Origin of the sequence: Chitinimonas lacunae (genome assembly GCF_042650885.1) — a bacterium.
GTDB classification, from domain to species: domain Bacteria; phylum Pseudomonadota; class Gammaproteobacteria; order Burkholderiales; family Chitinimonadaceae; genus Chitinimonas_A; species Chitinimonas_A lacunae.
On the sequence record NZ_JBHSBU010000001.1, the window covers coordinates 1,573,454 to 1,599,243 of the forward strand.

At 63.0% G+C, this 25,790-nt stretch carries 23 protein-coding genes and 1 pseudogene; 14 read left to right on the plus strand and 10 right to left on the minus strand.

Features of this window, described 5'->3' with window-relative positions:
- Positions 1-75: 75 nt before the first annotated feature.
- Positions 76-417: a zinc ribbon domain-containing protein YjdM gene (locus ACFOW7_RS06580; protein WP_378162318.1), complete on the plus strand. Its 342-nt coding sequence runs from the start codon at positions 76-78 to the stop codon at positions 415-417.
- Between the two features lie 99 nt (positions 418-516).
- Here the strand turns inward: ACFOW7_RS06580 and ACFOW7_RS06585 are convergent.
- Positions 517-1,638: pseudogene (locus ACFOW7_RS06585) on the minus strand (DUF2330 domain-containing protein).
- 203 nt (positions 1,639-1,841) lie between these two features.
- Between ACFOW7_RS06585 and ACFOW7_RS06590 the strand changes: the two are divergent.
- The 5 genes from ACFOW7_RS06590 to ACFOW7_RS06610 all read left to right on the plus strand — a co-directional run bounded on the left by ACFOW7_RS06590 (position 1,842) and on the right by ACFOW7_RS06610 (position 7,506).
- Complete coding sequence (locus tag ACFOW7_RS06590) at positions 1,842-3,968, plus strand: ribonucleoside triphosphate reductase (RefSeq protein ID WP_378162320.1); 2,127 nt, start codon at positions 1,842-1,844, stop codon at positions 3,966-3,968.
- Complete coding sequence (locus ACFOW7_RS06595; RefSeq protein WP_378162322.1) at positions 3,928-4,020, plus strand: hypothetical protein; 93 nt, start codon at positions 3,928-3,930, stop codon at positions 4,018-4,020. Before ACFOW7_RS06590 ends, ACFOW7_RS06595 begins: the two co-directional genes overlap by 41 nt.
- Complete coding sequence (locus ACFOW7_RS06600; protein ID WP_378162324.1) at positions 3,983-4,726, plus strand: anaerobic ribonucleoside-triphosphate reductase activating protein; 744 nt, start codon at positions 3,983-3,985, stop codon at positions 4,724-4,726. Before ACFOW7_RS06595 ends, ACFOW7_RS06600 begins: the two co-directional genes overlap by 38 nt.
- A 416-nt stretch (positions 4,727-5,142) precedes the next feature.
- Entirely contained in the window at positions 5,143-5,820 is a 678-nt protein-coding gene (locus ACFOW7_RS06605; protein WP_378162326.1) for a Crp/Fnr family transcriptional regulator, read from the plus strand.
- Positions 5,821-5,889: 69 nt separating this feature from the next.
- A complete protein-coding gene (locus tag ACFOW7_RS06610) occupies positions 5,890-7,506 on the plus strand; it encodes a methyl-accepting chemotaxis protein (RefSeq protein ID WP_378162329.1) in 1,617 nt (538 codons plus the stop codon).
- 105 nt (positions 7,507-7,611) lie between these two features.
- Here ACFOW7_RS06610 and ACFOW7_RS06615 read toward each other — a convergent pair whose 3' ends face one another.
- Positions 7,612-8,019 (minus strand): rhodanese-like domain-containing protein, encoded by a 408-nt coding sequence (locus tag ACFOW7_RS06615; RefSeq protein ID WP_378162331.1) that lies wholly within the window; start codon positions 8,017-8,019, stop codon positions 7,612-7,614.
- Between the two features lie 96 nt (positions 8,020-8,115).
- Between ACFOW7_RS06615 and ftrA the strand changes: the two genes are divergently transcribed.
- The 3 genes from ftrA (at position 8,116) to ACFOW7_RS06630 (ending at position 11,441) form a co-directional block, all read left to right on the plus strand.
- Positions 8,116-9,078 (plus strand): transcriptional regulator FtrA, encoded by a 963-nt coding sequence (ftrA, locus tag ACFOW7_RS06620; RefSeq protein WP_378162333.1) that lies wholly within the window; start codon positions 8,116-8,118, stop codon positions 9,076-9,078.
- A 316-nt stretch (positions 9,079-9,394) separates the two neighbouring features.
- Positions 9,395-10,840, plus strand: coding sequence for a hypothetical protein (locus ACFOW7_RS06625; protein WP_378162335.1), 1,446 nt, complete (start codon positions 9,395-9,397; stop codon positions 10,838-10,840).
- Between the two features lie 118 nt (positions 10,841-10,958).
- Positions 10,959-11,441: a hypothetical protein gene (locus ACFOW7_RS06630; protein WP_378162337.1), complete on the plus strand. Its 483-nt coding sequence runs from the start codon at positions 10,959-10,961 to the stop codon at positions 11,439-11,441.
- Positions 11,442-12,025: 584 nt separating this feature from the next.
- On the opposite strand, the gene ACFOW7_RS06635 is transcribed toward ACFOW7_RS06630, so the two are convergent.
- A complete protein-coding gene (locus ACFOW7_RS06635; protein ID WP_378162339.1) occupies positions 12,026-12,784 on the minus strand; it encodes a hypothetical protein in 759 nt (252 codons plus the stop codon).
- Positions 12,785-12,998: 214 nt separating this feature from the next.
- On the opposite strand from ACFOW7_RS06635, the gene ACFOW7_RS06640 reads away from it, so the two are divergent.
- The 5 genes from ACFOW7_RS06640 to ACFOW7_RS06660 all read left to right on the plus strand — a co-directional run bounded on the left by ACFOW7_RS06640 (position 12,999) and on the right by ACFOW7_RS06660 (position 20,060).
- Entirely contained in the window at positions 12,999-16,265 is a 3,267-nt protein-coding gene (locus ACFOW7_RS06640) for an nSTAND1 domain-containing NTPase (protein WP_378162342.1), read from the plus strand.
- A gap of 13 nt (positions 16,266-16,278) precedes the next feature.
- A complete protein-coding gene (locus tag ACFOW7_RS06645; protein ID WP_378162344.1) occupies positions 16,279-16,683 on the plus strand; it encodes a DP-EP family protein in 405 nt (134 codons plus the stop codon).
- A gap of 459 nt (positions 16,684-17,142) precedes the next feature.
- On the plus strand, positions 17,143-18,309 hold the full coding sequence (locus ACFOW7_RS06650) for an NAD(P)H-dependent flavin oxidoreductase (protein WP_378162346.1): 1,167 nt from the start codon (positions 17,143-17,145) through the stop codon (positions 18,307-18,309).
- Between the two features lie 89 nt (positions 18,310-18,398).
- Positions 18,399-18,710, plus strand: a complete 312-nt coding sequence (locus ACFOW7_RS06655) for a DUF2249 domain-containing protein (protein ID WP_378162349.1) — start codon at positions 18,399-18,401, stop codon at positions 18,708-18,710.
- The gene (locus ACFOW7_RS06660) at positions 18,711-20,060 is read left to right on the plus strand and encodes an aldehyde dehydrogenase family protein (RefSeq protein WP_378162351.1); all 1,350 of its coding nucleotides are present in this window, start codon (positions 18,711-18,713) and stop codon (positions 20,058-20,060) included. It begins immediately after the preceding gene.
- Positions 20,061-20,600: 540 nt separating this feature from the next.
- Here the strand turns inward: ACFOW7_RS06660 and ACFOW7_RS06665 are convergent.
- The 7 genes from ACFOW7_RS06665 to ACFOW7_RS06695 all read right to left on the minus strand — a co-directional run bounded on the left by ACFOW7_RS06665 (position 20,601) and on the right by ACFOW7_RS06695 (position 25,790).
- Positions 20,601-20,999, minus strand: a complete 399-nt coding sequence (locus tag ACFOW7_RS06665) for a putative zinc-binding protein (RefSeq protein WP_378162353.1) — start codon at positions 20,997-20,999, stop codon at positions 20,601-20,603.
- Between the two features lie 8 nt (positions 21,000-21,007).
- Positions 21,008-21,430: a ubiquinone anaerobic biosynthesis accessory factor UbiT gene (gene ubiT / locus ACFOW7_RS06670; protein ID WP_378162355.1), complete on the minus strand. Its 423-nt coding sequence runs from the start codon at positions 21,428-21,430 to the stop codon at positions 21,008-21,010.
- A 67-nt stretch (positions 21,431-21,497) separates the two neighbouring features.
- Positions 21,498-22,388: a U32 family peptidase gene (locus tag ACFOW7_RS06675; RefSeq protein ID WP_378162358.1), complete on the minus strand. Its 891-nt coding sequence runs from the start codon at positions 22,386-22,388 to the stop codon at positions 21,498-21,500.
- The gene (gene ubiU / locus ACFOW7_RS06680) at positions 22,379-23,395 is read right to left on the minus strand and encodes a ubiquinone anaerobic biosynthesis protein UbiU (protein WP_378162360.1); all 1,017 of its coding nucleotides are present in this window, start codon (positions 23,393-23,395) and stop codon (positions 22,379-22,381) included. The genes ACFOW7_RS06675 and ubiU overlap by 10 nt, the downstream gene beginning before the upstream one ends.
- Positions 23,396-23,440: 45 nt before the next feature.
- Positions 23,441-24,730, minus strand: coding sequence for a hypothetical protein (locus ACFOW7_RS06685; protein WP_378162362.1), 1,290 nt, complete (start codon positions 24,728-24,730; stop codon positions 23,441-23,443).
- Positions 24,727-25,164 (minus strand): hemerythrin domain-containing protein, encoded by a 438-nt coding sequence (locus ACFOW7_RS06690; protein ID WP_378162364.1) that lies wholly within the window; start codon positions 25,162-25,164, stop codon positions 24,727-24,729. The genes ACFOW7_RS06685 and ACFOW7_RS06690 overlap by 4 nt, the downstream gene beginning before the upstream one ends.
- 362 nt (positions 25,165-25,526) lie before the next feature.
- Entirely contained in the window at positions 25,527-25,790 is a 264-nt protein-coding gene (locus ACFOW7_RS06695; RefSeq protein WP_378162366.1) for a FeoC-like transcriptional regulator, read from the minus strand.

The following is a 25,790-nucleotide window of genomic DNA, read 5'->3' on the forward strand; positions in this document are numbered from 1 at the left end:
TCCTGCCTCATGGCCCCCACCCCGGCCGGCGGCTATACTCGCCGGCCTTTTTCCATTGAGCCATCGGAACCGACCATGACCACCCTTCCCGCCTGTCCGCAATGTACGCAGGAACATACCTATCCCGATGGCGAGCTTTATATCTGCGCCGATTGCGGTCACGAATGGCCGATGCAGGCCGATGTCGCTTCGGATGAAGCAGCCACGGTCGTCAAGGACGCCAACGGCAATGTGCTACAGGATGGCGATGCAGTGGTGCTTATCAAGGATTTGAAGGTCAAGGGCAGCTCGATCACCCTGAAGCAAGGCAGCAAAGTCAAAAGCATCCGTCTGGTCTCAGGCGGCGACCACGAGGTGGATTGCCGCATGGAGGCTGGCAACTTCATGCTGAAGGCGTGTTATCTGCGCAAGGCCTGAGCGCTCGCTGTAACAGTGGAGAGTGGTCAACCACTCTCCGCTTAGCGGTTCGGAACAGGCAGACACCTTCCCGCCACTGCCTCTCCTGCTCCCCCTGCATCAGGTTGACTGATCTTTGGCGCCATATCGGGAGAGCCCCAAGACTCCGAGCAGGACCACTGCCACCACCGCGCAGGCCAATAGCCACTTCGAGTCATCCGAATCCGTCGCCACTCCGACCGGACTCTGCTCGGCAGCCAGGTGGAAATACAGCTCGTCATCACCCGGTCGGGCCAAGGAATAATCGGCGAATTGCGTCACCCACCAGGAGTTCGCCGCCGGGGTCGCGTCGCCCAGCGCGCTATGCAACAGTTGCTCGCTGAAGTCAGCATCGAGCGCCTTGGCAAAAAGTATATGGCCGGGTGCCTTGCCCTGCTCGCCAAGACTTGCCTGCATCCTGCCTTGGGTAAGCAGGTAGACATTCAGATAGCGCGACTCGGTCTCCACAGCGGTTGGGGCTGCTCCCTTGGGTTCGCGGTAGGGATAGAACGGCCTGTCGGTGCGAAAACTCATCCTGATCGCCCCGCTATCGATCTGACCGGCTCCGGCACCAGTAAAGCGAAATGCCGTCAATATCCAACCCTGGCGGGTATAGCGCTGTAGCCATTCGGTCAATTCGGGGCGGGACGGGTAGCCATGGCGGCCAAGCTAGCCATTGAGCGCGGCGGCATCGTTGGCGGCCAATACGGCTGCTTCGTAATTGCCGATCTTGCGGGTTTCCAGCACCGTCACAGGTTCTGCATCGGCGGGAAGCGCAGCCGCCTCTGCAGCCGGGGCGGGGGCGAGTGTCTGTTCATGTTCGCGGATGTACTGTTCGAGCTGGTCGAATAAGCTGCTATCGGCCCGAGCGAGTTGTGGACGGGTCGGTGTGGGCACCAGAAAGCCCAGCTCGGGTGTGTCGGAGCGGAAGTTGGCGCGGCGGATAAAGTGTTCGGTGCGGTTGGCGGCGTCCCAGATGATCAAGGCATCTTCGCCCGTCACCACCACCTTCTTGCCCTCGGGCGTCACCACGGCACATGCCTGTGCCGTCGTACAGGACAGCCCAAGCGCCATGCCCAAGCCAAGAACCGGTTTCAACCGCTGCCATATTGTCATGATTCCGCTAACCATCACTGATCGGCATAGAGACGCGATGCTAACCATCCAGGCAGTGACCCAATATTGGTGGAAATAGCAAGACATGGCGTTCACTCCATCACCTCCAACCACCCTCCTCACCACTGCGGGAAAAATCAACCCGAAAAACGGCTGATCGAGCGCCGGAAACCCTAGGCCAAAGCAGCGCTTGACCTCGATCAAGCATTTCCCAGCAAGCCTGGCCGGGTGGGCACCATACACAATATCTAGTGCTATTCTCGCCGCACAACCACTAGATAAAGTGTCCCATGTCCATCGAGCACGTTATCAAACGCGACGGTCGCCGCGTTGCCTTCGACCCGGAAAAGATCGCCGCCGCCATCGCCGCAGCAGGTGCCGCCACCGGGGAATTCGACCAGGCCGTTGCCGGGCTGTTGAGCCGCCGGGTATGCCTCAATCTGGGCGACGGCGAACCCGGCATCGAAACGATCCAGGACAAGGTCGAGGCCGCGCTGGTCGCCGCCGGCTACTGGCGCACGGCACGTGCCTATATCGTCTATCGTGAACGGCACGCCCAACTCCGCTCGCTGGGCGGCACGCTGCTCGATGTGGAAAGCAGCATGGAGGAATACCTCGAACAGCGCGATTGGCGCGTCAACGCCAACGCCAATCAGGGCTACAGCCTGGGCGGGCTGATTCTCAACGTGGCGGGCAAGGTGACCGCCAACTACTGGCTGGAACATCTCTACAGCCCCGAAGCGGGCGCGGCCCATCGGGCGGGCGATCTGCATATCCATGATCTCGATATGCTGAGTGGCTACTGTGCCGGCTGGTCGCTGCGCCAGCTCCTGACCGAAGGCTTCAACGGCGTCCCCGGCAAGGTCGAAGCCACGCCGCCGCGTCATATGTCGGCGGCCATCGGCCAGATCGTCAATTTCCTTGGCACCCTGCAAAACGAGTGGGCCGGCGCCCAGGCCTTCTCCAGCTTCGATACCTATATGGCCCCGTTCGTCCGCCGCGATGCGATGGACTACCGCTCGGTCAAGCAGGCGATGCAGGAGCTGATCTACAACCTCAACGTCCCCAGCCGCTGGGGCACCCAGACCCCATTCACCAATCTGACCTTCGACTGGACCTGCCCGGCCGATCTGCGCGAGCAGATTCCCTATATCGGCGGCGAGGAAATGCCGTTCTGCTACGGCGAACTCCAGGCCGAGATGGACCTGATCAACCGCGCCTATATCGAAGTGATGATGGCCGGCGATGCGCGCGGCCGGGCTTTTACTTTCCCGATCCCGACCTACAACATCACGCCCGACTTCGACTGGAACCATCCCAATACCGATCTGCTGTTCGAGATGACGGCCAAATACGGCCTGCCGTATTTCCAGAACTTCCTCAACTCCGATCTGGAACCGCATATGGTGCGGTCGATGTGCTGCCGCTTGCAGCTCGACCTGCGCGAGCTGCTCAAGCGTGGCAACGGCCTGTTCGGTTCGGCCGAACAGACGGGCTCGGTCGGGGTGGTGACGGTGAATTGCGCCCGGCTCGGTTATCTTCATGCCGGCGATGAGGCAAGGCTGCTGCGGGCGCTCGATCGTCTGCTCGATCTGGGCCGCGATGTGCTGGAGACCAAACGCAAGGTCGTGCAGCGCTATATGGACCAGGGACTTTATCCGTACAGCAAGCGCTACCTGGGCTCGCTGCGCAACCACTTCAGCACGCTCGGGGTCAATGGGCTCAACGAGATGATCCGCAATTTCAGCGGCGACCGGCTCGATATCGCCAAGCCGGACGGCCAGGCCATGGCGCTGCGGCTGCTTGACCATGTGCGCGGCCGGATCGCCGAATTCCAGCAGCAGACCGGCCATCTGTACAACCTCGAAGCGACGCCGGCCGAAGGCACCACCTACCGTTTCGCCCGCGAAGACCGCAAACGCTGGCCCGATATTCTGCAAGCCGGCACGGCCGAGCAGCCCTACTACACCAATTCGAGCCAATTGCCGGTCGGCTATACCGACGACCCCTTCACGGCGCTGGCCATGCAGGAAGCGCTGCAAGGCAAATACACGGGCGGCACGGTGCTGCATCTCTATATGAACGAGGCCGTATCGAGCGCGACATCGTGCAAATTGCTGGTACAGCGCGCGCTGGCCAACTTCCGTCTGCCTTATCTGACCATCACTCCGACCTTCTCGATCTGCCCGCGCCATGGCTATCTGAGCGGGCGGCATGAATTCTGTCCCAAATGTGACGCCGAGCTATTGGCACGTCACCCAACGCATCCCAACCCCAAGCCAGGAGATAACAACCATGACCACCCCAACGCTGGAACGTCCGTCGGACCAACTGCCGCAGGCGCAACGCACCCGCTGCGAGATCTGGACCCGGGTAATGGGCTACCACCGGCCGGTCAGCTCGTTCAACACCGGTAAGCAGGGAGAATTCCATGAACGCCGCTTCTTCGCCGAACCGCGCGAGGTCTGAGGCAGCCGCGCCGGCCCCGCTGCTCGGGCCGGCGCGGCCTGAGCAGGCGGCCATTGCCGGGCTGGTGCCGTTTTCCAGCCTCGACTGGCCGGGCCAGCTCAGCGCCGTGCTGTTTATCGGCGGCTGCCCCTGGCGCTGCCACTACTGCCATAACCCGCATCTACAGACCCGCCACGCCCGCTACGACTGGGAAGCGGTCTGCGACTGGCTGCACAGCCGACGCGGTCTGCTCGATGCGGTGGTGTTCTCGGGCGGCGAACCGCTGTCGGAGAGCCAGTTGCCGCAGATGGTCGCCACGGTCAAGGCGATGGGCTTCAAGGTGGGCCTGCACAGCGCCGGCATCTATCCCAACCGGCTTGCCGCTGCCTTGCCGGCGCTCGATTGGGTCGGCCTCGATATCAAGACCCGTACTGAGGACTACGACCAGCTTACCGGTCGCCAACGCAGCCACTGGCCGGCCGCCATCAGCCTGGAAATGCTGCTCGACGCGAACTGCGAGTTCGAATGCCGTACCACCTGGCATCCCAGCTGGCTTGCCGAATCGGCCTTGCTGGACCTGGCCCGCAGCCTAGCCGAGCGCGGCGTCCGCCATTACGCCGTACAGAACCAGCGCAGTACGCCCGATCAACCGCCCGAGGCCTGGTTGAGCGAAACGGCGCAGCAATCGCTTCATCGTTGGTTTGAACGCTTTGATTACCGGCAATAGCCCGAAGAGGTTGAGGAAGGTCCAGTCTGTTGGAGGGTTTGGAGCTCGGGTTGATTGCGCTTTGAGCGGGTGGGAGGGAATCGGCAGATGGAGGTTGATAGAGAGCCATTCCAATTTATGTTTATTTATCAACATATCCAGCCATATATCTAGCATCATGTTTTCCCAATTTTTTAAAAAATGGGAATTTCCTGCTCTCCGCTTGATCGGCATCGTGTGCCGACATCTTGGTGCGTTGGACATATAGCTGACGCACCCTATTTTTTGTTGTCGGCACCGCAGAATCGGCCTGCCGGCTTTTTCTAGTCCGAATGGGGGGGAGGCCTATCCGGACAGACTAGCCATTTAGACCGATTTCACGTGCGGGCGCCGAGTCCTAGCATGAACCGTATTGCCTTCCACCGGACCCCCGCATCATGGCCCACAAACTCGACATCGAATCGCTGCTGGCCCATTTGCCGCTGTTCCGCAATCTTGACGAGGCACAGCTTGCACTGATGGCTCAGGCGGCACAGGAAGTACGGGTAGCCAAACATGGCTTTGTCTTCCAACGCGGCGACCCGGCACACGGCTTGTACGTGGTCGCGGTAGGCGGCATCAAACTCGCCATTCCCTCAGTCAGCGGTCAGGAAAAAGTCATCGAGTTTTTCAGCGCCGGTCAGGCGTTCGGTGAAGCGGTGATGTTTCTCGACCGACCCTATATGGTCCAGGCCCAGGCGCTCGAAGACACGCTGCTGCTCTGGATCGACAAACACGATATCTACGCGGCGATCGACCGCGATCCCTCTTTTGCCCGCCGGATGCTGGCCGGGCTTTCCCTGAGACTGCACGCCCTGGTACAGGACATCGAAACCGTCAATCTGCAAAACGCCTCGCAGCGGGTGATCGGCTTTCTCTTGAAACAGCCGCGCGATGGCCAACAGGTGCAATTTCCATTCAACAAGAACGTGATTGCCTCCAAGCTCGGCCTGACGCCGGAAACCCTGTCGCGGCTGCTGCACCAGTTAAGTAGCAAAGGCTATATCTCGGTCGATGGCCGCGATGTATATATCCACGATGCCGCCGCACTCGAAGCACAGTTCTACGGCCAGTGAGCCAACCGGGCCAGCCAGGACGGACAACATATTCAGGAGGAAGCTCTTCGCCGCCAATGCGAGCTACTCATGAAAATCAATCTGCCGGTTACTGATATCGAAGTCCTGTTGCCTGAGGACGAATTCATCTATTCGCGCACCGACCTCAAAGGGGTGGTCGTCGAAGCCAACGAAGCATTTGTCCGAATCAGCAATTTTTCGCGCGAGGAAATGCTTGGCCGTTCGCATAACCTGGTACGCCATCCCGATATGCCGTCCGAAGCCTTTGCCGACCTGTGGCGTGACCTCAAGGCCGGCCGCCCCTGGCGCGGCATCGTCAAGAACCGGCGCCAGGATGGCGGTTTCTATTGGGTGGTCGCCAATGTCTCGCCGGTGCGCGAAAACGGCCGGGTCGTCGGCTATCAGTCGATACGCAGCCGTCCCAGCCGCGAAGAGGTCGCTGCGGCCGACGCCGCCTACCGACGAGTGCGGAGCGGCGATAAATCGCTGGCCATCGAACATGGCCGGGTCGTGCCGCGCCGCTCGATCTGGCAACGTCATCTGCATTCCTTACCGACCCAGATGCTGCTGGCCGGTCTGGGCGCGGTGCTGGGGGGAGGCTCGCTGCTGTTCGAAGGCGATCATGGTCCAGGCACACTGCTCGGTGCGGCACTGCTGCTGTATGGACTCTATTTCCTGCTGATCTTGTTGCCCCGCGCCCGACGCGATCTTCATGCGCTGGCTGATTGGCTGGAACACGTCCTATGTGCCGGCGACCTGCGCCGCCGCTTTATCCTCAACCGCCATGATGTGATCGGCACCATCGCCCACCGGGCCGACAAGCTGGCCGCGTCGATCCAGGCGACGGTACAGGGTATCGGCGATGTGGCCGACCAAGTCGCCTATGCGACCGAGGAAGTCCACAACGGCGTGCGTGTCTCCGACGAATCGGCCCGCGATCAGCATCATGCCTGCTCTTCGGCCGCTGCCGCGATCCAGCAGATCACGGTGTCGATCAGCGAAGTGGCCAACCATGCCCACCTGACCAAGACAACCGCCGAACAGGCCCAGGAAGTATCGCAGCAAGGCCGCGAAGTCACCCGTGATGCCTGCCACGCCGTCAGTTCACTGGCCGAAACGGTGCAGCGCTCGGCCGAACAGGTCGAAGCGCTCGGTCGCCGCTCGGCAGCCATCGGCCAGATCACGTCCGTTATCCAGGACATCGCCGAGCAGACCAGCCTGCTTGCCCTGAACGCCACCATCGAAGCGGCCCGCGCGGGCGAGGCCGGACGCGGTTTTGCCGTGGTGGCCAATGAGGTGCGCAAATTGGCCGAACGAACCACCCAGGCCACCCGCGAAATTGCCGCCACCATCGAGACCATCCAACGCGAAGCCGATCAGGCGGTCGAGGGTATCCGGCTCAGCGCTCGGCAAATGGTGGGCGGAGTCGAGCTGGTCAATGCCACGGAACAGTCGCTCCATCGCATCCATGTCGAAATGGCCCGGACCATGGCCATGATCGGCGATATTTCGCATGCCTCCACCGAACAACAGGCCGCCATTACCCAACTCGCCTGCGAAGTCGAACGGGTGGCCAACCTGACCGAACGCAATGTCGGCATCGTCGGCCAGACCAACACCATGACCACCTACCTCAATTCCGTGGTCGAGCGGATGCGCAAGGCCGTGGCGCAGTATGAGATTTGAAGCATGTTGTCAGTCGCCTTCCGTTCCAGCGCGAAGGCAGGGATCGGACACCGCCTACCATCGAGTCGATGATCGGCGGGGCCGAGCGCTTTCCCGGTCCTGCCATCAGCCAGGCATTTCACCATGTGCCAGCTCGAATCCCTCGTCGAGCCAACCGGTAACCCCGCCGATCATCAACTTGACCGGCCGACCAAGCCTGGCCAAGCGCAATGCACCGCGGTCGGCGCCGTTGCAGTGCGGGCCGGCGCAATACACCACGAATACGGTGTCCACCGGGAACTGTGCCAGCTTGCTCTCGATAAGCTTGCCGTGCGGCAGATTGATCGCACCCGGCACATGCCCCTCGGCATAAAGCACCGGGCTGCGCACATCGAGCAAGACAAAGTCGTGCTGGCCGCTCTGCATGGCGTCATGCACATCCCAGCAATCGGTCTCGAAGCGCAGTTTGGCCTCGAAATGGGCGGCAGCTTCCCGGGCGGTGGCGGGGGCGATGGCAGTGATGGCGGAAGGCATCGGTGGCTCCAGGCAGTGGTGACAAGGACGCCATTGTGGCCAGAGCCGTGGTTCGCCGACACCGTCGCAAAAGCCAATGTCCAGTAAGATTGCGCCATGAAAAATCATCTGGTGGTGGCATTGGCCTATGACCGGCTCTGTACCTTCGAGCTGGGCTGCGTAGTCGAGATCTTTGCGCTGGAGCGGCCTGAGCTCGGCCTTGACTGGTATCGCTTTGCCGTCTGCGCGGTGGAGCCGGGACCGATCCGCGCCTTGGGTGGCTTCTCGATTGCAGCCCCGTGGGCGCCTGAGCTGCTGGCGCAGGCCGATACCATCGTGATTCCCGGCTGGCGCGACCCGACGGAGCAGCCAGCCGAAGCGCTGCTGGACAGTCTGCGGGCAGCCCATCAGCGCGGCGCCCGGCTCGCTTCGATCTGCTCCGGCGTCTTTGTGCTGGCGGCGGCGGGTCTGTTGGACGGCCGCTCAGCGACCACCCACTGGCGTTATGCAAGGCAGTTGGCCGAGCAATTTCCCCGGATCAAGGTGCAAGCCAATGCCCTCTACGTCGACGAAGGCCCGCTGCTTACCTCGGCAGGTTCGGCAGCCGGGCTCGATATGATGCTGCATCTGGTGCGACGCGATCATGGTGCCCGGGTGGCCAATGCCGTGGCGCAGCGACTGGTGATTCCCCCGCATCGGGTTGGCGATCAGGCCCAGTTTGTCGCGCGTCCGCTGCCCAGTGACGAAGGGGCCCGACTGTCACGGCTGATGGAATGGACCCGCAGCCGGCTCGACCAGCCGCATACCCTGGCCTCGCTGGCGGAACAGGCGGCGATGAGCATCCGAACGCTACAGCGCCAGTTTCAGCGCTCGACCGGCTTATCGCCGCTTGCCTGGCTGATCGCCGAACGGGTCGAGCTTGCCAAGGAGCTGCTCGAAACCACCGAGCGCCCCATGGCCCTGATCGCCACCGCAGCCGGTTTCGGCTCGGAAGAATCGTTCCGCCGCCATTTCCGCCGCCAGGTCGGTACCAGCCCGATGGCCTATCGGGAGCATTTCAAGGGGCGGGAGGGGAATTGAGTTGGGAGAGATTGATGAGAGGCCGATTTAACAATTAATCATAAAATTTTATTTTATTTATAAATTTCAACGCAGATCTTGCAGATATTTTTCCTGATTATTTAATTTCCGTCCATGCCGCCTCCCGGCACCCCATCCTCCCCGCCTCCGTTACCCCAGCCGTTACCGTAACGTTACTTACCGCCTTCCCCCAGCACGCCTAACTTAGCCCTGCCGACGCCCTAATCGGTGCCGGACCGCCAGGACGCCTCTGTGTTGTCCGACGATCCGAGCCAAGCGCTTATACGCCATTCACATCCACAGGAGCTTGAGTACCATGGCCAATGATCTGCAAAACATCATTTACACCGAAATCCAGAAGGCGGTCGGACCGATCGCGGCTCAGTTGAAGTTCAATAATCTGCTGCCGTTCAGCGAAAGCACGGTCGGGGACTTCCCCTGGTTCTGGGAAAACGGCTCCGACTTCAACGCCTCCACCTTCCAGTGGCTCAATAAGCGGCTGCGCTACAACAACGACGGCTATGCCGAAACCGACGGCAGCCTGCTCAATACCGACTTGTATAACGTGATGCAGGTCATCCAGTACCAGCTCGACTCGGCGGAAGAATCCAAGCTCAACGAGGCAATTCTGGCCAATGCGCCGATCATCAACACCCTGATCCGTCAATGGGTCTCGCTCGAAGGCGCGCTGCCGCCGGATGCCGACACCATGCGCAAGCAGCTCGACTACATCACCGCCGGCATCCTGTCATGGGGTCCGGAAGGGCTGACGCTGCAACAGCTGCGCAACAGCATCGATCCGATGGCGCTGCTGCCCAATATTCCAGTGGGGGGCGATCTGGTGGTCAGCACGCTGATGACCTATCTCCAGAAGACCGACAGCGTGGCGGGCATCCAGAACTCGCTCAGCAGCTTCAATAACCAGATCAAGCAGGTAGTCCGCAACTTCACCGCCACCACGCTCAAGCCGGGTTTCATGCAGACCGTCGACAGCAGTGGCAAGAAGAAGGTCGAAATCGAAATGCGGGTGCTGGAAAGCGTGGCGGCGATCCAGAATGAACTGCTGCCCAAGCAAGGCGGCCGTTCGTTCTCGGCCAGCTTCCAGGCCAGCAAGCTCGACGCCGAAACCGTCTCGCTCAGCGTGCAAGGCGGTGCCTCGGGCAGCGGACGGCTCGGCTTCCTGTTCGGCTTCAATGCCCAGGCCGGGGCTTCCTACAATATGTTCTCGGCCGATTCGAGCCTGACCGAGTGCGATATCGAGCTGACCTTCAACGGTGTCACCGCCATCACTCCGCAGTTCACCGCCTTTGATATCAACAGCTTGACCGGCTGGTGGTATCCGCTGCCGATCGCCGATGCGGCCAACCCTCGCTCCGACGAGAGCGGCTACCGCTTTACCCTCAAGCCCATGTACGACTTCGCCGTCAAGGGCAACTTCGGCGCCCTGGGCCGGCTGCTGATCTCGCAGCAACCGGTGATCACGCTGCGCTACCACACCAGCAACTACCAGGCTTTCCAGGAGACCTTCAAGCAGGACGCCTCGTGGGGGATCAGCTTCCTCGGCATCAAGCTGGCTGGCGGTTCGGAGTCCTACTATCGCTCCACCACCTCGTATGACTCGCAAAGCCAGACCGTCACCGTGACCATGTCGCCGGCCGGCATCAATGCGCCGCTCAGCCCGACCGACCAGTTGGCCAATGTGATCGGTGTCCAGGTGGTCTGGCCGGGCGCCACGCAGAAACAGAACTTGGCTCACTTCTAAGCCTGGTCCGGCCCTACCGTATCCAATCTGCGGCAGGGCCGGTTTTTTATCAGAAGACCCAACGGCCGGCGTGGCCAATGGCAGATCAACAGGATGGATCGACCGAAACGAGGCTTCCATGACCCATCGTGCCGCGCCCGACCAACGGTCGAATAAGAAAATGCCGTGGTCCGCACTGTACTGCCTGTGGCTGGGCACGGCCGCGGCGGCAGATCTGACCGTGTTCTACCCGGTGTCCCACAAGGATGCCAACTACGCCAAGATCGAGCCCAGACAATGGGATATCGCCAGCAGTGGTCTGACCGTGGCCGAACCGCTGCGTTTTGAGAATGCCGATCGGGTCTGCCGGGTTTCTTTTCTGATTCTGGCGCCATTGGTACAGGGGCGGCAGCGTCAGGGCAAGGTGCTGAATCTGCCGGGCTATCTGGCAGTACGCACCAGCCCTGGCCGCTGGCGCATCGAACCGCCACCCGGCACGCCGGCACACACCTTTCGCATCGCCCTGACCGCTTACGCCATCGCCAACCAGATCGCCGAACCCAACCCGGGTTACACCGGCCCCAGCCATTCACGCTGCCTCACGCCTGAGGCATCCAACTAAAAAGAAAATATTGCGCAAATTCATTGCAAGACTCAGCGCCATATAGAGGAGGAAAGTAAAAATCACCAATAAATTCAACTATGGGGAGGCGCTCTTCGAGCCCTCCCACTCCCTCTCAACGCTCACCCCTCTCTCTTACCTCCACCACCCTTTCCGTCCCGTCTACCCTCTCCCCTCTCTCCGCCACCTCGGACGCCTCGGACGCCTTGGGTGCCAACATAACCGGACAGTCAGCGTTCCAAACAACGATCCCCAGATTCCAGACACGTTCAAAACACAAGATGGCCCGACCGTTATGTCGGCCGGGCCATTCGCTCCCCCGCTTTATGCCGGGCAGTCATGCTCTCTGACGTAGCAGCCTGCCGGCTCCTCCTCCCTTATCCCACCCAATCTTTCATTCATCGCCTTCAAGATGGCATCCACGCGGGCCAAATAGTGCAGAGGGCTATGGCGTTCAGTCGTGGACGCAGCGGAAATCGCGCGTTTTCAGGGCGTCCGGGGGCGGCTTGGGGCCGCCTTGGACGCGAAGTGTGAGTATGTTTCTGGCGATGCGCTGGGACACCTTGGGCAAAGCGAGCCGGTTATTACTCATCCCAGGCCAGGCACCTGCCCACTGCGGCACAGATCGACAAGGCCAGCTCTTCCTGCGCCAGGATGGCATTGCCGACGGTACGGTCGAACTGCTCGGACCAGCGCATCGCGCTGCAACGGGCCGTCACCAGACGCATCGACACCCGGACCCGTTCACCATCGCGGCGCACGCCCCCGGTCAGCAGATAATCGGGCTCGCGCCCGCCGCCGTCGGGGTAAGGGACCAGACGGCAGTCCAATAGACGGAAGAGCCGATGGAGCAGCTCTTCATGCAATCCCAGGGCAAAGGCCGCATCGTTGCTGCCGACGGCGAGCAGCTCGGCCAACCCCAGCGTCGGCCCTTCGGACCCCCGGTCGCTCGCGCCATGGCGACGCAGTATGGGGCGGTAGCTGCCGCGCGGGACGTCCAGACGCAGCGTCTCACCGCGACCTTCGCCGCCGTAGTAGTGCTGGAGCTTGTCGCGCAGCCGGCCCATCTGTACCCGCACCACCGGGTCTTCGCCGGGGCTGTAGTCGGCGGCGGGACGGCCGAGTGCTTCGATGGCGATGGTGTATTCGTTGAGATCATGCAGGGCATCGCGCCGCAGGCGCTCGACCAGGAAACCCAGCAGACCACGCAAGCGAGGCGCCTTGCTGAAGGCATCGCTGGTCAGCAGACGCGACAGCACCTGATCGGTCTCCTCGGCCCCCACCGGCGGGGGCGCCCAGTTGATGGTGGAGGGGGCGATTGCCCTTGCCAGCACAGCTTCCATATTCCTCACTCCTCGTCGGTTCTTCAGGTCGATCGGCCAGCCACCGGTAAAAAAGCTGCGGTGGGCCGACTGCATGGACTAGACTCTATGCAGTCAGTCGCCGAGCAACCTTCCGAATACCTTCCGAAGGACCAAGGCACTGAAAAACAAAGAAAAATTATTTATCGCGGGCTTTGCCGCCCGTGAACAGAACCGCCGCAGCGGACCCGAGGATATGAGGAACGACAGCTTTCGCTTTGGCGACTGGCGGGTCCATCCCGCCAGCAACAGCCTGAGCCGGGGAGAGACACGACACCAGGTCGAACCCCGCGCCATGGATGTGCTGGTAGCCCTGTGCCGCCACGCCAATGCCGTGGTCAGCACCGAAGAGCTGCTACAGCAATGCTGGGGTGGCCATCCGCTCGGCGACAATCCCGTCCACAAGACCATCACCCAACTGCGCCGCGTGCTCGGCGACAGCGCCACCGCGCCCCGTTATATCGAAACCATCCGCAAACGCGGCTACCGCACCATCGCAACGGTGGTGGCAGGCGATGGTGCCGTGACGACCGAGGAAGGTGGCTGGCGGGGCGGTTCGCCATTCCGTGGCCTGGAAGCCTTCGATGAATCGCATGCCGCAGTCTTCTTCGGCCGGGCCGACGCCTGTAGCCGGTTGCTGCGCAGCATTGCCGTCCAAGCCGCCAGCGACTGTGCTTTCCAACTGGTGCTGGGGCCAAGCGGCAGCGGCAAGACCTCGCTGATTCGCGCCGGCATCCTGCCGGCCCTGAGTCGGGCTGATCGGGAGGAAACGCCGCTACTGACCAGCGTCACCCAGCTCGACCTTGGCGACATCGGCGAGCAGACACTCGCCACGGCCCTGGCCGGAGCGCTGCTCGATTGGCAGATTGACGGCGAAGACGCCTTCCCTGGCGCCAACGCCGTGGCGCTCGGCGAAACCCTCAGCAGAACGCCCACCGCCCTGCTGACCGAGCTGCGTTGGCGACTTGACGGGACAGCGCCCCGCACAGGCCCGCGATTGGGACTATTCATTGATCGACTGGAAGCGCTGTTTACCGCATCCCGGCTCGATGAGGCGCAAAGGCTCGCTTTCCTCGCCATGCTGGAGACGCTGGCACGCTCAGGGCTGGTGCTGGTGATCGCCGCCTGCCGCAACGACTTCTACCCGCGCATCGTCGACTATCCGCTGTTGCTGTCGGGCAAGGACCACGGCGGCCATTTCGATCTGGCGCCGCCCCGCCATGCGGAAATCGCCCAGATCATCCGTTTGCCGGCGCTGGCGGCCGATCTGCGTTTCGGCGTCGATAGCGAAAGCGGCGCGCGGCTCGATGATGTGCTGTGCGAGGCAGCGGCACGCAGTCCCGACGCTCTGCCCCTGCTGCAATACACCTTGCAGGAGCTTTACCGCCAGCGGCAGCCTGACGGCGAGTTGAGTTTCGACACGCTGCGCCGACTCGGCGGGATGGAAGGCGCCATCGGGCAACGGGCCGAAGAGGTGATTGCCGCGCTCGATCCGGCTCCGCGTGAGGCGCTCCCCGAAGTCCTCGCGCTGGTGGTCGCCTGGGTCGACGACAGCAATGTCAGCAGCCGTCGCGCCCCGTGGGCGGCATTACGCGATGAGGCAGCACGCAGGCTCGTCAATGCCCTGGTGGAAAACCGCTTGTTCGTCAGTGAATTAGTCGGTGGCGAACCGGGCTTTGGCGTCGCCCATGAAGCGCTGTTGCGGCGCTGGCCCCGCGCCGTGGCCTGGATCGCCACCCCTCGCAGTGCCCTGTTGATCCGCAGCCGGCTCAGCGCCCAAACGACGCGCTGGATCGCCGAAGGCCGCCCGGCCGATCTGCTGCTGCCTGCCGGCAAGCCACTCGACGAGGCGCGCAGCCTGCTCGTTCACCCGGCACTCACCCTGTCCGATCAGGAAATCGACCTGATCGCCGCGTCGCAGCGCCGGGTTCGCCGCCGTGAGCGCTTACGGTTCGGGGCAATGGCCACGATTCTGATTCTGTCGATCCTGACCACCGTTCTGGGCCTCAGCGCCCGCCAGGCCGAACAGCAGGCCCAACGGCGCCGGACCGAGGCGGAAAACCTGATGGGCTTCATGGTCGGCGACTTCGCCGACAAGCTGCGCCCCTTGGGCCGGCTCGATTTGCTCGACAGCGTCAGCGCCAAGGCGCTCGAATACCTGTCGGCCTCCTCCGACGAGCCGCTATCGCCCACCTCACAGCTACAGCGCGCCCAGGCGCTGCTGGTGATCGGCGAGGTCAATCTGGCACGTGGCGACCCGGTGTCGGCCACGTCGGCCTTCACGGCCGCGCGCGGTCTGCTGGAAAAGCGCCTGGCGGCCGACCCCCGCTCAGCGGCGGCACTCAAGCATCTGGGCGCCGTGTCCTTCTGGCTCGCCCAGATTCAGATCGACCAGAACCATTGGTCACAGGCTGAAGCGCTGCTCAATCAGTACCGCGACTACAGCAACCGGCTCAGTGCGCTCGACCCGGCGGACCCCGATGCCTGGATCGAACAGTCCTATGCCTATAACAGCCTGGGCTCGCTTGCCTTGATGCGCGACGACAGCGCCAGCGCCGCGCAGGCATTTGAAACCTCGGTCGCGCTCAAGACCCGGGCGCGGGCCAGGAAGCCCGACGATGCGACCTTGGCGGCCGATCTGGCCGACAGCCTGTCCTGGCTTGCCACCGCCCGCGAAGCCAACGGCGACCTGCACAGCGCCGTGGCACTGCATCAGCGCCAGCAACAGGTGCTCAACACGCTCCATGAGGCGTCCCCGGGCGACGGGCTGTGGCGCCACCGCCTGGCGCTGGCCCTGCAACACGCGGCCGGGCTCAAGGCGGCGCTCGGGGAAGTCAGCGAGGCGCTGGGCGACTACGGCCGCGCCAACCGGCTGCTCGACGCCAATCTGGCCCTCGAACCCGACAATCGCCTATGGCAACGCGACCGGCTCTATGGCGAACTCGAGCGGCAGCGGCTGCTGGCTTTCTCCACGTCCTCGGCCCAACTGCTGCCGGCCCTGCAAGCCACCACCGCCAAGCTGACCAGCCTGACCCGGGTCGATCCACGCAATGCCGATTGGGCCAGGCTCCAGGCCATTTCCCAACAACGGACCGCCGCGGCCTTGCTGGCGCTGGGCCGGGTCGAAGATGCCCGACCGTATATCGCGGCAGCCCGGCAACAGCTCGATGCCTTGCAAGCGGCCAATGCCGAATTCCGCACCCGGGCAGCACTTGCCCACACCCTGCTGACGCTGGCCCGACTCGAAACCGCCGCAGGCCAGACCCAGGCTGCCCGCACCGCCTGCCAGCAAGCCAGCGAGCTGCTGCGCAGCGAAGCCGGACGGACCAGCCGCCATCAGATTCTCGATCCCTGGATACAGGCCCAACACTGCCTGGACCAGCCCGCCGTAAGCGCCAGACAACGCCTGACGCAGATCGGCTACCGCGACCCGGCTTATCTGCAAGCCATTTCCACTCACTGAGAAAGCCATCGTTATGAACCCTCTCCATCCCGCCCAAGTCGTTCTGGTCACGGTCAAGCGCATCACCGACCAACACGGCAAACCGTCCTATCAGTTCAGCTACACCACGCCCAACGGCACTTCTTTGCCCAACGGCACGGTGGAATTCACCGAAGCCGGCCACCTGTGGTACCTGCTGGCCAACTCCACCAGCGACAACATCACCTTCGATGGCATCTCGATCCAGAATGCCGGCTCGCAGATCGGCGGCCTGTGGGAGAACAGTAACGCCATCCGGCTCGACAACCATTGCAGCAAGAACTCCAAGATCGACATCGAACTCGGCTTTATCGACGACAAGGACGGGCTCCAGAAATCCTTCAGCAGCCCTGACCCGCAAATCATCAACGTCCCGGGCAAGCTGGGCGGCGGCGACTGAGTCGGACCGGCACCCCGTTGCGGTGGTGGACGGGGTGCTTGGGTCGGCGGTGGGAGACAGTGGAGGGCGAGTTTTGTGCGCCCACCAATAAAAACAACATTTCTGCAAATAATCTGCAAGACAGATATCAAAATGTATCAATAAATAAATCTATTACGCACAATCCACGCAAGATCTCTGCTTGATCCCACAGTCGGGTCGGACATCGTTTCCAACAGCCTCGACAGGCTCCGATCGGCTTATCGCACACGGCTTCTGGCAAGCCATCAGGGTTGATTGCACAGGAAGGACGCCTGAATACTCAGCGCGGATGGGTCCGATCGGCAGATCACCGGACCGGGTAACGCTGCCGAGCGTTTTATCGGATGGCTCCATCACATTCGCTTGACCTGTCTCAAGGCAAATCCATGACGTGACGCTTAGGCTGGGCGCCCCTACCCAATCGGAGGTGCGCGCGACATGTGGTTCAAGCTACTGAAGCTGGCAGGACGCGAAGTATTACCGGTGGTGCAAGGCGGCATGGGCGTCGGGGTATCGGCCCATCGGCTGGCGGGCGCAGTGGCTGCCGAGAATGCCGTGGGCACCATTGCCAGCGTTGACCTGCGTCATCACCATCCCGATCTGCTCGAAGCCACCCGGCGCTGCCGCGATCGCGCCGCCATCGATTCCGCCAATTTGACCGCCCTTGACCGGGAAATCCGCGCTGCCCGCCAACTGGCTGGCGGACAAGGTCTGGTCGCCGTCAATGTCATGAAGGCCGTGCGCGAGCATCCGGCCCTGGTCCAGCAAGCCTGCGAAAGCGGTGCCGACGCCATCGTGATGGGCGCCGGCCTGCCGCTCGATCTGCCCGAGATGACGGCTGCCTATCCCAAGGTGGCGCTGATTCCCATCCTGTCCGACGCACGCGGCGTCGCCCTGGTCCTCAAGAAATGGCTGCGTAAGGGCCGGCGTGCCGATGCAGTGGTGATCGAGCATCCAGCCCATGCCGGGGGACATCTGGGTGCGGCCAAGCTGGCCGATCTGCGCGACGGCCGCTTCGATTTCGCCCGGGTGCTGGCCGAGTGCCAGGCGCTGTTTGCCGAACTGGGACTGGGGCAGGATGCCCCCAAATTGGTGGTCGCAGGCGGCGTGGACAGCCACGACAAAGTGCGGCACTGGCTCTCCAACGGCGCCGATGCCGTCCAACTGGGCACGGCCTTCGCCGTCAGCAGCGAGGGGGATGCCCATCCGCGTTTCAAACAGACCCTGGCCGAGGCCGATCCGGCCGAACTGGTGGAATTCGTCAGCGTGGCGGGCCTGCCGGCACGGGCGGTCAATACGCCCTGGCTGCGCCAGTACCTGAAACGGGAAGCGCAGCTCCAGGCCAGCGCCAAGGCCGATCCGCGCCGTTGTACCCAGCAGATGGACTGCCTGAGCCAATGCGGCTTACGCGACGGTCTGGCGCGTATCGGCCAATTCTGTATCGATCTCAAACTCGCTGCCGCCGTGCGCGGTGAAGTGGAAAAAGGGCTGTTCTTCCGGGGCGCCGGCCGGCTGCCGTTCGGACGGGCGATCCGACCGGTGCGCGAGTTGATCGATTACCTGCTCTACGGCCGCTGTCCCGCCACCTTGGCCCAGCCGGGCTGAGCGCGAAAAACTTGTCGGCGCTCAAGGCGCCGGCACCAGGCCAGCACTAGCATCCAGTCACTCTTCAACTTTTCTCGATGGAGTCCATCATGAGTGGCATCGTCAACGAACAGACCTTTGTCTTCGACGCCCGTGGCGTGGCCAAGCGCTTCCGCCATGCGGCGATCTTCGGCGCGCTGGAGTCGCTGCGCGACGGCGAAACCATGCGCTTTGTCAACGATCACGATCCGCTGCCGCTGCTGCAACAGATCACCCAGCGCTATCGCGAACAGGTGCGGGTTCACTACGTTGATCGCAGCGACGGCCAGGTGGTGATCGATTTCTCGGTCCATCCGGAGCAGTACAGCGGTTCGGCCGGCAATTGCGGCAGCAGCGGCGGTTGCGGCTGCAGTGGAGGCTAGATGGGCGGGCAATGGACGATGGATGGCTTCGTATCACGCGACCCGCGCAGCGGTGCAATCTTTGCCGAACGGCCATGCTGGCAGGCTGCCGAAGCCGACCATGCACTCGCCAATGCCGATACGGCGGCCCGGCGCTGGGCCGCCCTGCCCATGGTCCAACGCAGCAAAGCCCTGTACCGGCTGGCCGATGCACTCGAAATGGCCCAGCCGACGCTGGCACAGAGCTGCCGCCGTGAAATGGGCAAGCTCGCCAGCGAAGCCGAAGACGAAATCCAGCGCTCGGCCAAATGGTGCCGCTTCCTGGCCGAACGCGCGCCGACCTGGCTGGCCGATGAACACAATCTGACCGGCCGGATACAACGCCGCCCCCTCGGCGTGGTCATGGCAGTCACTCCCTGGAATTACCCGGTCTGGCAAATCTGCCGACCGCTTGCCGCTGCCCTGGCGGCTGGCAACTCAGTAGTCATCAAACCCGCCAATAATGTGGCGCAGACCAGCGCCCTGATGGAATCAATCTGCCGCGACACCCTGCCCGCCGGGCTGGTCCAATGCCTATGGCTCGACGAATTGGGGACACGGCGGACGCTGGCCCAGCCTGGCGTTGCCATGCTGGTGTGTACCGGCAGTGAAATCACCGGCCGCCAGCTGGGTTCGCTGGCAGGTCATCATTTGAAACCGGCAGTACTGGAATTGGGCGGCAATAACGCCTTTGTGGTGCTCGACGACGCCGATATCGAAGCCGCCGCCCTGGCTGCCGCAGAAAGCCGCTGTCTCAACGCCGGCCAAGCCTGCACAGCCGCCAAACGCTTTATCGTCTTGCGCCAGGTGGCAGACCGCTTTATCGAGGCACTTATCGCCGCCATGGCGCATTATCGTTGCGGCGACACCCTGGCCCCACTCGCCCGCGCCGACCTGCGCAGCCGACTCGCCCTGCAAGTCGATCGCAGTCTTGAAGCCGGAGCCCGCTGCCTGATCGGCGGGCAGCCGGCCGGAGGACGTGGCGATTTCTATCCGGCAACCGTATTACAGGACGTCCGCCCCGGCATGCCGGCATTCGACGAAGAACTGTTCGGCCCGGTTGCCGCCATCAGCATTGCCGCAGATGAAGACGAAGCACTCTGGCTTGCCAATGCGGTACGCCAACATCTGGCCGCCAGCATCTGGAGCGGTGATTCCGAACGCGCCAGCAAGCTGGCCGGTCAACTGCGAGCCGGCATGATCTGTTTCAACCGCCGCCCCGGCAGCCGCTTTGAACTGCCCTTCGCCGGCAGCGGTGCCTCAGGCTATGGCAGCACTCTGGGACGCGATGGCCTGTTGGCTTTCACTCAGCCGGTCGGATGGCTGGAATAGCCGGCTGGCTGCACCAGGCAGAACCTCACGCAGCATGGCTTGCCTCCTCACTGATCGAGCCAAGTACACAGCGCATCCCAGGCCATGACGCCTTACGCCACTCTGCGGCTGGTGCATTTCCCTGCCACTCGGCGTCACCCGCAACGTTGGTTGGCCTGGATCTGACACGCTGTATCCGAACCCTCCAACCTTGAGTGTTCCGGAAATGCTTTGACCGTGGACCACAACTTTGCGGACCTGGAGGCCAGTGCATTGCCAGCCGATTCGGCGTCAGCGTGGCCGGACCTCAAAGCACAGGCGTACAGCACTCCATCAGGCTTGGCGGTGACGCCGATTTAAATGGAAAGGCGCCAAGGCGGGAGATGGATGGGTTGTTGGTGGAGGCGAAGGGTAAAGCGGAGGCTAAAATTCACAAAAATAAACTTTCATGCAAAATGAATGCAAGATGTTTAGATGATTCTTGCCAAAAAATAAAATATTCGACAAATTCCAGCCAGATTACCGCCAAAGCCTCTGCCTCCTCTCTCCACACTTCGCGCCTCACCCCACCGCCCTTTGCTCTGCCCCCTCCTCGCCCAGCGTCCTGGCCGCCTCGTTGACCGTCAGCCAGACCACCCGACGTTCCTCTTCGCCGCAGTCGCTGTGGTAGCGCTTTTTGGCACCCAGTTGATTGAGGATCAGATGGGCATTCGCCTCCACCCCGGCATTTCCAAGACAAGCCTTCACACAAGCCAGTGCGCAGCCGTCGAGCGCCAGAATCGGCCGGCCGCTGCGGGCCAGCTTGACCAGGGCCGGCACGCCACCACCGACGCCGCTGATGCAGGACATTTCCGCCACGCCTTCCCGATCGAGCTCGACAGCCAGATCGTTGGCGAGCTGCGCCACGCTGGAGCAGCCCGAGCAGGCATAGACGAGGGGACGACGTTCGCGCGGCTTCATGATGGCTCCTAGGACAAGGGACTACTGCGCAGAAAAGCCGGGCGTTCGGTAGCGTCGAGCCAGTTCTTGACCAGCAAACCCAGTTCGGTATCACCGCTGATCCGTAGCCGGCGTTGAAAGAACAGGGTGTCGGCATCGACCTCGCCGCGTAACAGCCCGAAGAAATCGATGGCCGCAGCGCCCAGTTCCAGATCGACCGTCTTTCCCCAATAAGGCCGGAACTGGCCATCCTGGCAGCGGAACAGGCAACGCAGGCCCAGATCGCTGACATCGATGGCGAAACGGCGGCCGTTCAGTTCAGGTGGTGGTTCGAGCCAGCGGCAACGCTGGGCCAGCGCCAGCCCGGCTGTGAAATGCAGCGACAGCAAGGCAGGCGGCAGACGCCGGCCCAGCTTGGCCAGCCCAGGGGGAAAAGGTGGCAGGGATCGCATAAGGATTCCGGAAAAAATCGATTCAAACAGCGGCACACAAAAGCCTGGGACAACAAGTCAGCCCCGGCTATGCCTCCTCCAGCCAATCAATACCAGCGCGGCCATGCCAGTAGCCGTTACAGCGCGCGATGCCGGCCGGCGGTGCCACCGCTTCAGCGCTCAGCCCGCGCCGTAGCCGGTCAAGCGCGGCGATGGCCGCTTCGGTGCCGCTCGAGTGCGGGCTGACCCGCCAGACCGCCGCGCCCAGGGCGGCAAGCTCGCCCGCCTGGGCCAGCAGGTCGAGACATTGCCCCGATTGGGTCTGGATGCCATTGATCGCCAGGAAGTCGGCCGATTCACGGGTACGCAGATCCAGGCCGTCCGGGTAATCGATACAGCGGAAGCCGCACTCATCCTTGCGCAGATGGAAATGTCGGGCGGTAAAGCAGCGTGCCGAGAAAGCCAGCGGCATCCGGCCCCACACCATGACTTCGCATTGCAGGGCCGCAGGTTTTTCTGCCAGCAGCGTCTGGAGTCCTGGCCGGTCGAGCTCAAGCGGCGCCACGAAACGTTCGGCCCCCAGATCCGCCAGCCAGGACAAGGTCGCGCCGTGATAGGCATTGAGATGCGGCCCGGCCACGAAGGTCTGGCCCGACAAGGCGCGGATCGCACCGATTTCGCCGACTTCGAGCGGAAAATCGGTCTGTGCCGCCAAGCGCTTGATCTGGCTGATTTCCGCCGCCGATTCGACCAGGGTCGGGGTCGACAGATAGACCTGTTTCCCCGCCGCTTTCAACTCGCTTGCCAGCGCCTGCCAGTCGGCCAGTCGCAACTCATGGCGGCGGCTACAGACGGTTTCGCCGAGATAGACGATATCGACCGGGCTGTCGGCGATCCGGGCATAGAAGTCGAAGGTGGTCTGGCGCGGCCAGTAGTAGAGCAGCGGACCGAGCGAGATCCGGCAATCGCTTATTTCCATGGTCGGTCGAACGCTCCCTGGGTGGTTTGCGAGCCCTCAGCCTGGCGGGCCAGGCTGGCCTGCCAGTCGGGTCGCACGGCATAGCGGGCGGGGGCGGCATGGGCCGCGTCGAGGGCGGCGCGCAGGGTGCTCACCACCTGGGTCACATAGGCCGGACTGCGCTGACGGCCTTCGATCTTGATCGCCCGCACCCCCATCTCGGCCAGACGGGGTAACAGGCCGAGGGCGTTAAGACTGGTCGGCTCTTCCAGGGCATGGTCAAGCCGGCCTTCGACATCGAAGCGACCTTTGCACAGCGTCGGATAGGAAGCCGACTCGCCGGGGCCATAACGGTCGATCAGCAGTCCGTTGAGTCGGGCATCGAGATGGCCGTCGCGTTCGCTCCAGCGCACGGCATGGGCGGGTGAACAGACGCCCCGGTTATTGGGGGAGTCGCCCGTGGCAAAACTCGACAGCAGGCAGCGGCCTTCGGCCATCACGCACAGGCTGCCAAAGCCGAACACTTCGATTTCCACGCTGGTCTGGCGGATCAGCCGCTCGATTTCCTGCAAGGTCAGCACGCGCGGCAGCACCACGCGCCGGATGCCGAAACGCTCGCGCATCAGCTCGATGGCGTCGGCATGGGTGGCCGAGCCCTGCACCGACAGATGCAGCCGCATATCGGGGTAGCGATCGCGCGCATAGGCCAGCAGGCCCGGGTCGGCCAGAATGACGGCATCGGCACCCAGGCCATGGGCGGCATCGACGGCTGCGTGCCATTCTTCGGCGCGGCCCGGTTGGGGAAAGGTATTGATGGCGAACAGGACTTTGCGTCCCATCTGGCGGGCCAGGGTGAGGCCGCGTCGCAGATCGTCGTTGCCAAAGTTGAGGCCCGCGAAATTGCGGGCATTGGTTGCATTGCGAAGACCGAGGTAAACCGCATCGGCCCCGGCTTTGAGCGCGGCCTGCAAGGCAGCGAAACTGCCTGCCGGCGCGACCAGTTCCATAGGTTGGGCGGGAAGGTTCATGGCGGCCAGTCTAGGCAGGAGCACAAGCGGTCGCCTTGTCGCAGATCAAGCCTTAGGTGCGGAAGCCGCCACAGCCGGCGCCTGTTGCTGCAAGGCGCGGAAGCGGCCCAGCACGCTCAGCAGCATTCCCCCCAGCCAAGCTTGCGACAGCGCGAAAACCAGACCCGCTGCCAGTGCAAACGGTGCCGGCGCCAGCGGCAGCACAAGCAGCAGCAACCAGGACAGCAACACCAGTGCCGCCTGGGTCCGTTGCCAGACGGGCGAGAGCAGCGTTTGCATCGCCGGTACGCGGGTCCGGGCCGGCAGCCGTTTGCGCAGATGCAGCCAGACCAGAAACGGAATGATCTTCCCCAGCATCGCATTGACCGGCAGTACACCGCCGCCGACCAGGGTCAGCGTTCCCAGCCACCAGCCAAGCGGCCAGCCGGACGGCAACCAGGGGGCGGCAAACGCGAGCAAGGCGGCCAGAAACCACGAAGTCAGGCTGACCAGCCATAAAGGCCAGGCCGGATCATGACGGCGGCCGGCCCGCACCACAGCCAACAGACCCAGCGTCGCCAGCAGGGCCAGCAACAGGGCGCCTACGGTCTGCCATGGCAGCGCCAGCCCGAACAGCGCAGGCAGTCCCGCCAGCAAGGGCAGCCAGATCAGCCAGGGCAAGGCGCCATCGAGCCGGGTCGGCCAGCGGGGCGTCTGCCAGAACATCGGCAGCACCGTGGCGGCCACCCCACCCAGCAACACTGCCAGCCACCCACCCAGACCCCAGCCGACATGGAGGTCGAGCACCGTCCATAGCGGCAATTGCCACCAGCCGGCCAACATACCGGCCAACCCCGCCCCAAGAGCCAGGGTCAGCAACAAGGCCAGGGCGATATGGCGCAGTACCCGGGTGGTCAGATTCATCACGACGATGCGCTGTCCCACCACGCCCAGCAGCAGCGCCACCAGCCCCAGCGGCAACGCCCCCGCCAGTGCGGCCACGGCAAAACCACGCGGGTCGCCCCCGAGAAAGCCCCAGCCCAGGGCCGTGGCGCTGAGGGTGCAGAGCGGGGCAATCCACGGTGCTACCCAGCGCACCCATGGCACCGGCACACCGGCCAATACCGGGAAGAGCTGGAACAGGGCTCCCAGCATCACTGGCAATAACATGCCGACGGCCAGCAGATGGACCAGACAGAGGCTGATCGGCGCAAATCGCTCGGGCAGACCGGCCGTCGGCCCGAAAGCCAGCGTCAAGCCGGCGATCATCCCGAGCCATGGTGCCGGCAGCAGACAACCGAACACCACGCCGGGCTGCGGCGCCTTGTCGAAGTCGAGTGCCGGCGCGGCTGTCATGGCGACACCACCATATTATCCTCCCCGACCACCCGCTCCAGATCGGCCACACGGAGCCGGCACATCGGGTAGAGGACGTTTTCTTCCTTGACGTTGTGCTGCTGGATCATCACCAGCAAGGTATCGACTTCCGACAGCAGCACCTGGGCATCATGCTCACGCAGCGGTTCGCGGCAGTTTTCCAGCAGCTCAAGAATGCAGGCATGCTCGTCGCGCATCACCACCGTCGGACCAAACCGCATCCCGGTTGCCTGCTCGAAGGCGGGGAATAAGCGCGTTTCCTCGAGATTGAAATGCCCAGTCAACGAACGCTCGAAGGCGGCAAACCGGCGTTCCGCCTCCGCCCAGTCGCCGTCGCGCACTGCCGCTTCGACGGCGGCCAGCTCATCGTCGGCCTCATGGTGCTGATTCAACAGCAGGAAAATGGGGTCCATGGCGCTTTGCTCCAAGGCAATGACAAGAGTGGTCATCGTATGCCCTGCCTGGTTGCCCGGCCTTGATCGCAGGCAATTCCATGGGGAGTGGATCGGTGAAGCGCTTGATGGCGGTCAAGGGATCGGGATAGAGGGGTAAGGTGGGGCTGGGATAGCGGACGCAGGAGTATTAGAAAGTAATCTGCAAAATACTTGCAAGCAGTTACCTTATTAATAAAGAGAAATAAATAATATCTAACTCCACCACTCGATTGCCGCCTCCACTTTGCCTACGGACACCGCTTCAACTATCCGCTTCTGCGCAAAAGCACGATCCGGGTGTCCAGACGGCCCATCCCCGGATCGTCGGAAACGGCACGGCATCAGGCCAGTTTTGTCGATGCCTTCTCATCCGCCTGCCATTCGATCCACTGCTCGCCCTCGCATCCGCTTGAACCGGCACAGCCGCCGCACGATCTGGCGCAGCTGGGCAAGCGCCGTTCGACCAGCACCACCCGGCCTTTGCGCAGCCAGGGTTGCAGCCGCTCCAGCAGCGCTTCCTCGCTCAAGCCGCTCTGCCTGCTCAACTGCCGCAACGGCAAAGCACCTGTCTCGATCAATCGTTTTCTCAGATCGGCCAGCAGCAT

Excerpts from the sequence above, each read along its gene's own strand:
- ACFOW7_RS06580 (WP_378162318.1), top strand. The coding sequence starts at position 76 with ATGACCACCCTTCCCGCCTGTCCGCAATGTACGCAGGAACATACCTAT.
- ACFOW7_RS06590 (WP_378162320.1), top strand. The coding sequence starts at position 1,842 with ATGTCCATCGAGCACGTTATCAAACGCGACGGTCGCCGCGTTGCCTTC.
- ACFOW7_RS06595 (WP_378162322.1), top strand. The coding sequence starts at position 3,928 with ATGGGCTACCACCGGCCGGTCAGCTCGTTCAACACCGGTAAGCAGGGA.
- ACFOW7_RS06600 (WP_378162324.1), top strand. The coding sequence starts at position 3,983 with ATGAACGCCGCTTCTTCGCCGAACCGCGCGAGGTCTGAGGCAGCCGCG.
- ACFOW7_RS06605 (WP_378162326.1), top strand. The coding sequence starts at position 5,143 with ATGGCCCACAAACTCGACATCGAATCGCTGCTGGCCCATTTGCCGCTG.
- ACFOW7_RS06610 (WP_378162329.1), top strand. The coding sequence starts at position 5,890 with ATGAAAATCAATCTGCCGGTTACTGATATCGAAGTCCTGTTGCCTGAG.
- ACFOW7_RS06615 (WP_378162331.1), bottom strand. The coding sequence starts at position 8,019 with ATGCCTTCCGCCATCACTGCCATCGCCCCCGCCACCGCCCGGGAAGCT.
- ftrA (WP_378162333.1), top strand. The coding sequence starts at position 8,116 with ATGAAAAATCATCTGGTGGTGGCATTGGCCTATGACCGGCTCTGTACC.
- ACFOW7_RS06625 (WP_378162335.1), top strand. The coding sequence starts at position 9,395 with ATGGCCAATGATCTGCAAAACATCATTTACACCGAAATCCAGAAGGCG.
- ACFOW7_RS06630 (WP_378162337.1), top strand. The coding sequence starts at position 10,959 with ATGACCCATCGTGCCGCGCCCGACCAACGGTCGAATAAGAAAATGCCG.
- ACFOW7_RS06635 (WP_378162339.1), bottom strand. The coding sequence starts at position 12,784 with ATGGAAGCTGTGCTGGCAAGGGCAATCGCCCCCTCCACCATCAACTGG.
- ACFOW7_RS06640 (WP_378162342.1), top strand. The coding sequence starts at position 12,999 with ATGAGGAACGACAGCTTTCGCTTTGGCGACTGGCGGGTCCATCCCGCC.
- ACFOW7_RS06645 (WP_378162344.1), top strand. The coding sequence starts at position 16,279 with ATGAACCCTCTCCATCCCGCCCAAGTCGTTCTGGTCACGGTCAAGCGC.
- ACFOW7_RS06650 (WP_378162346.1), top strand. The coding sequence starts at position 17,143 with ATGTGGTTCAAGCTACTGAAGCTGGCAGGACGCGAAGTATTACCGGTG.
- ACFOW7_RS06655 (WP_378162349.1), top strand. The coding sequence starts at position 18,399 with ATGAGTGGCATCGTCAACGAACAGACCTTTGTCTTCGACGCCCGTGGC.
- ACFOW7_RS06660 (WP_378162351.1), top strand. The coding sequence starts at position 18,711 with ATGGGCGGGCAATGGACGATGGATGGCTTCGTATCACGCGACCCGCGC.
- ACFOW7_RS06665 (WP_378162353.1), bottom strand. The coding sequence starts at position 20,999 with ATGAAGCCGCGCGAACGTCGTCCCCTCGTCTATGCCTGCTCGGGCTGC.
- ubiT (WP_378162355.1), bottom strand. The coding sequence starts at position 21,430 with ATGCGATCCCTGCCACCTTTTCCCCCTGGGCTGGCCAAGCTGGGCCGG.
- ACFOW7_RS06675 (WP_378162358.1), bottom strand. The coding sequence starts at position 22,388 with ATGGAAATAAGCGATTGCCGGATCTCGCTCGGTCCGCTGCTCTACTAC.
- ubiU (WP_378162360.1), bottom strand. The coding sequence starts at position 23,395 with ATGAACCTTCCCGCCCAACCTATGGAACTGGTCGCGCCGGCAGGCAGT.
- ACFOW7_RS06685 (WP_378162362.1), bottom strand. The coding sequence starts at position 24,730 with ATGACAGCCGCGCCGGCACTCGACTTCGACAAGGCGCCGCAGCCCGGC.
- ACFOW7_RS06690 (WP_378162364.1), bottom strand. The coding sequence starts at position 25,164 with ATGGACCCCATTTTCCTGCTGTTGAATCAGCACCATGAGGCCGACGAT.
- ACFOW7_RS06695 (WP_378162366.1), bottom strand. The coding sequence starts at position 25,790 with ATGCTGCTGGCCGATCTGAGAAAACGATTGATCGAGACAGGTGCTTTG.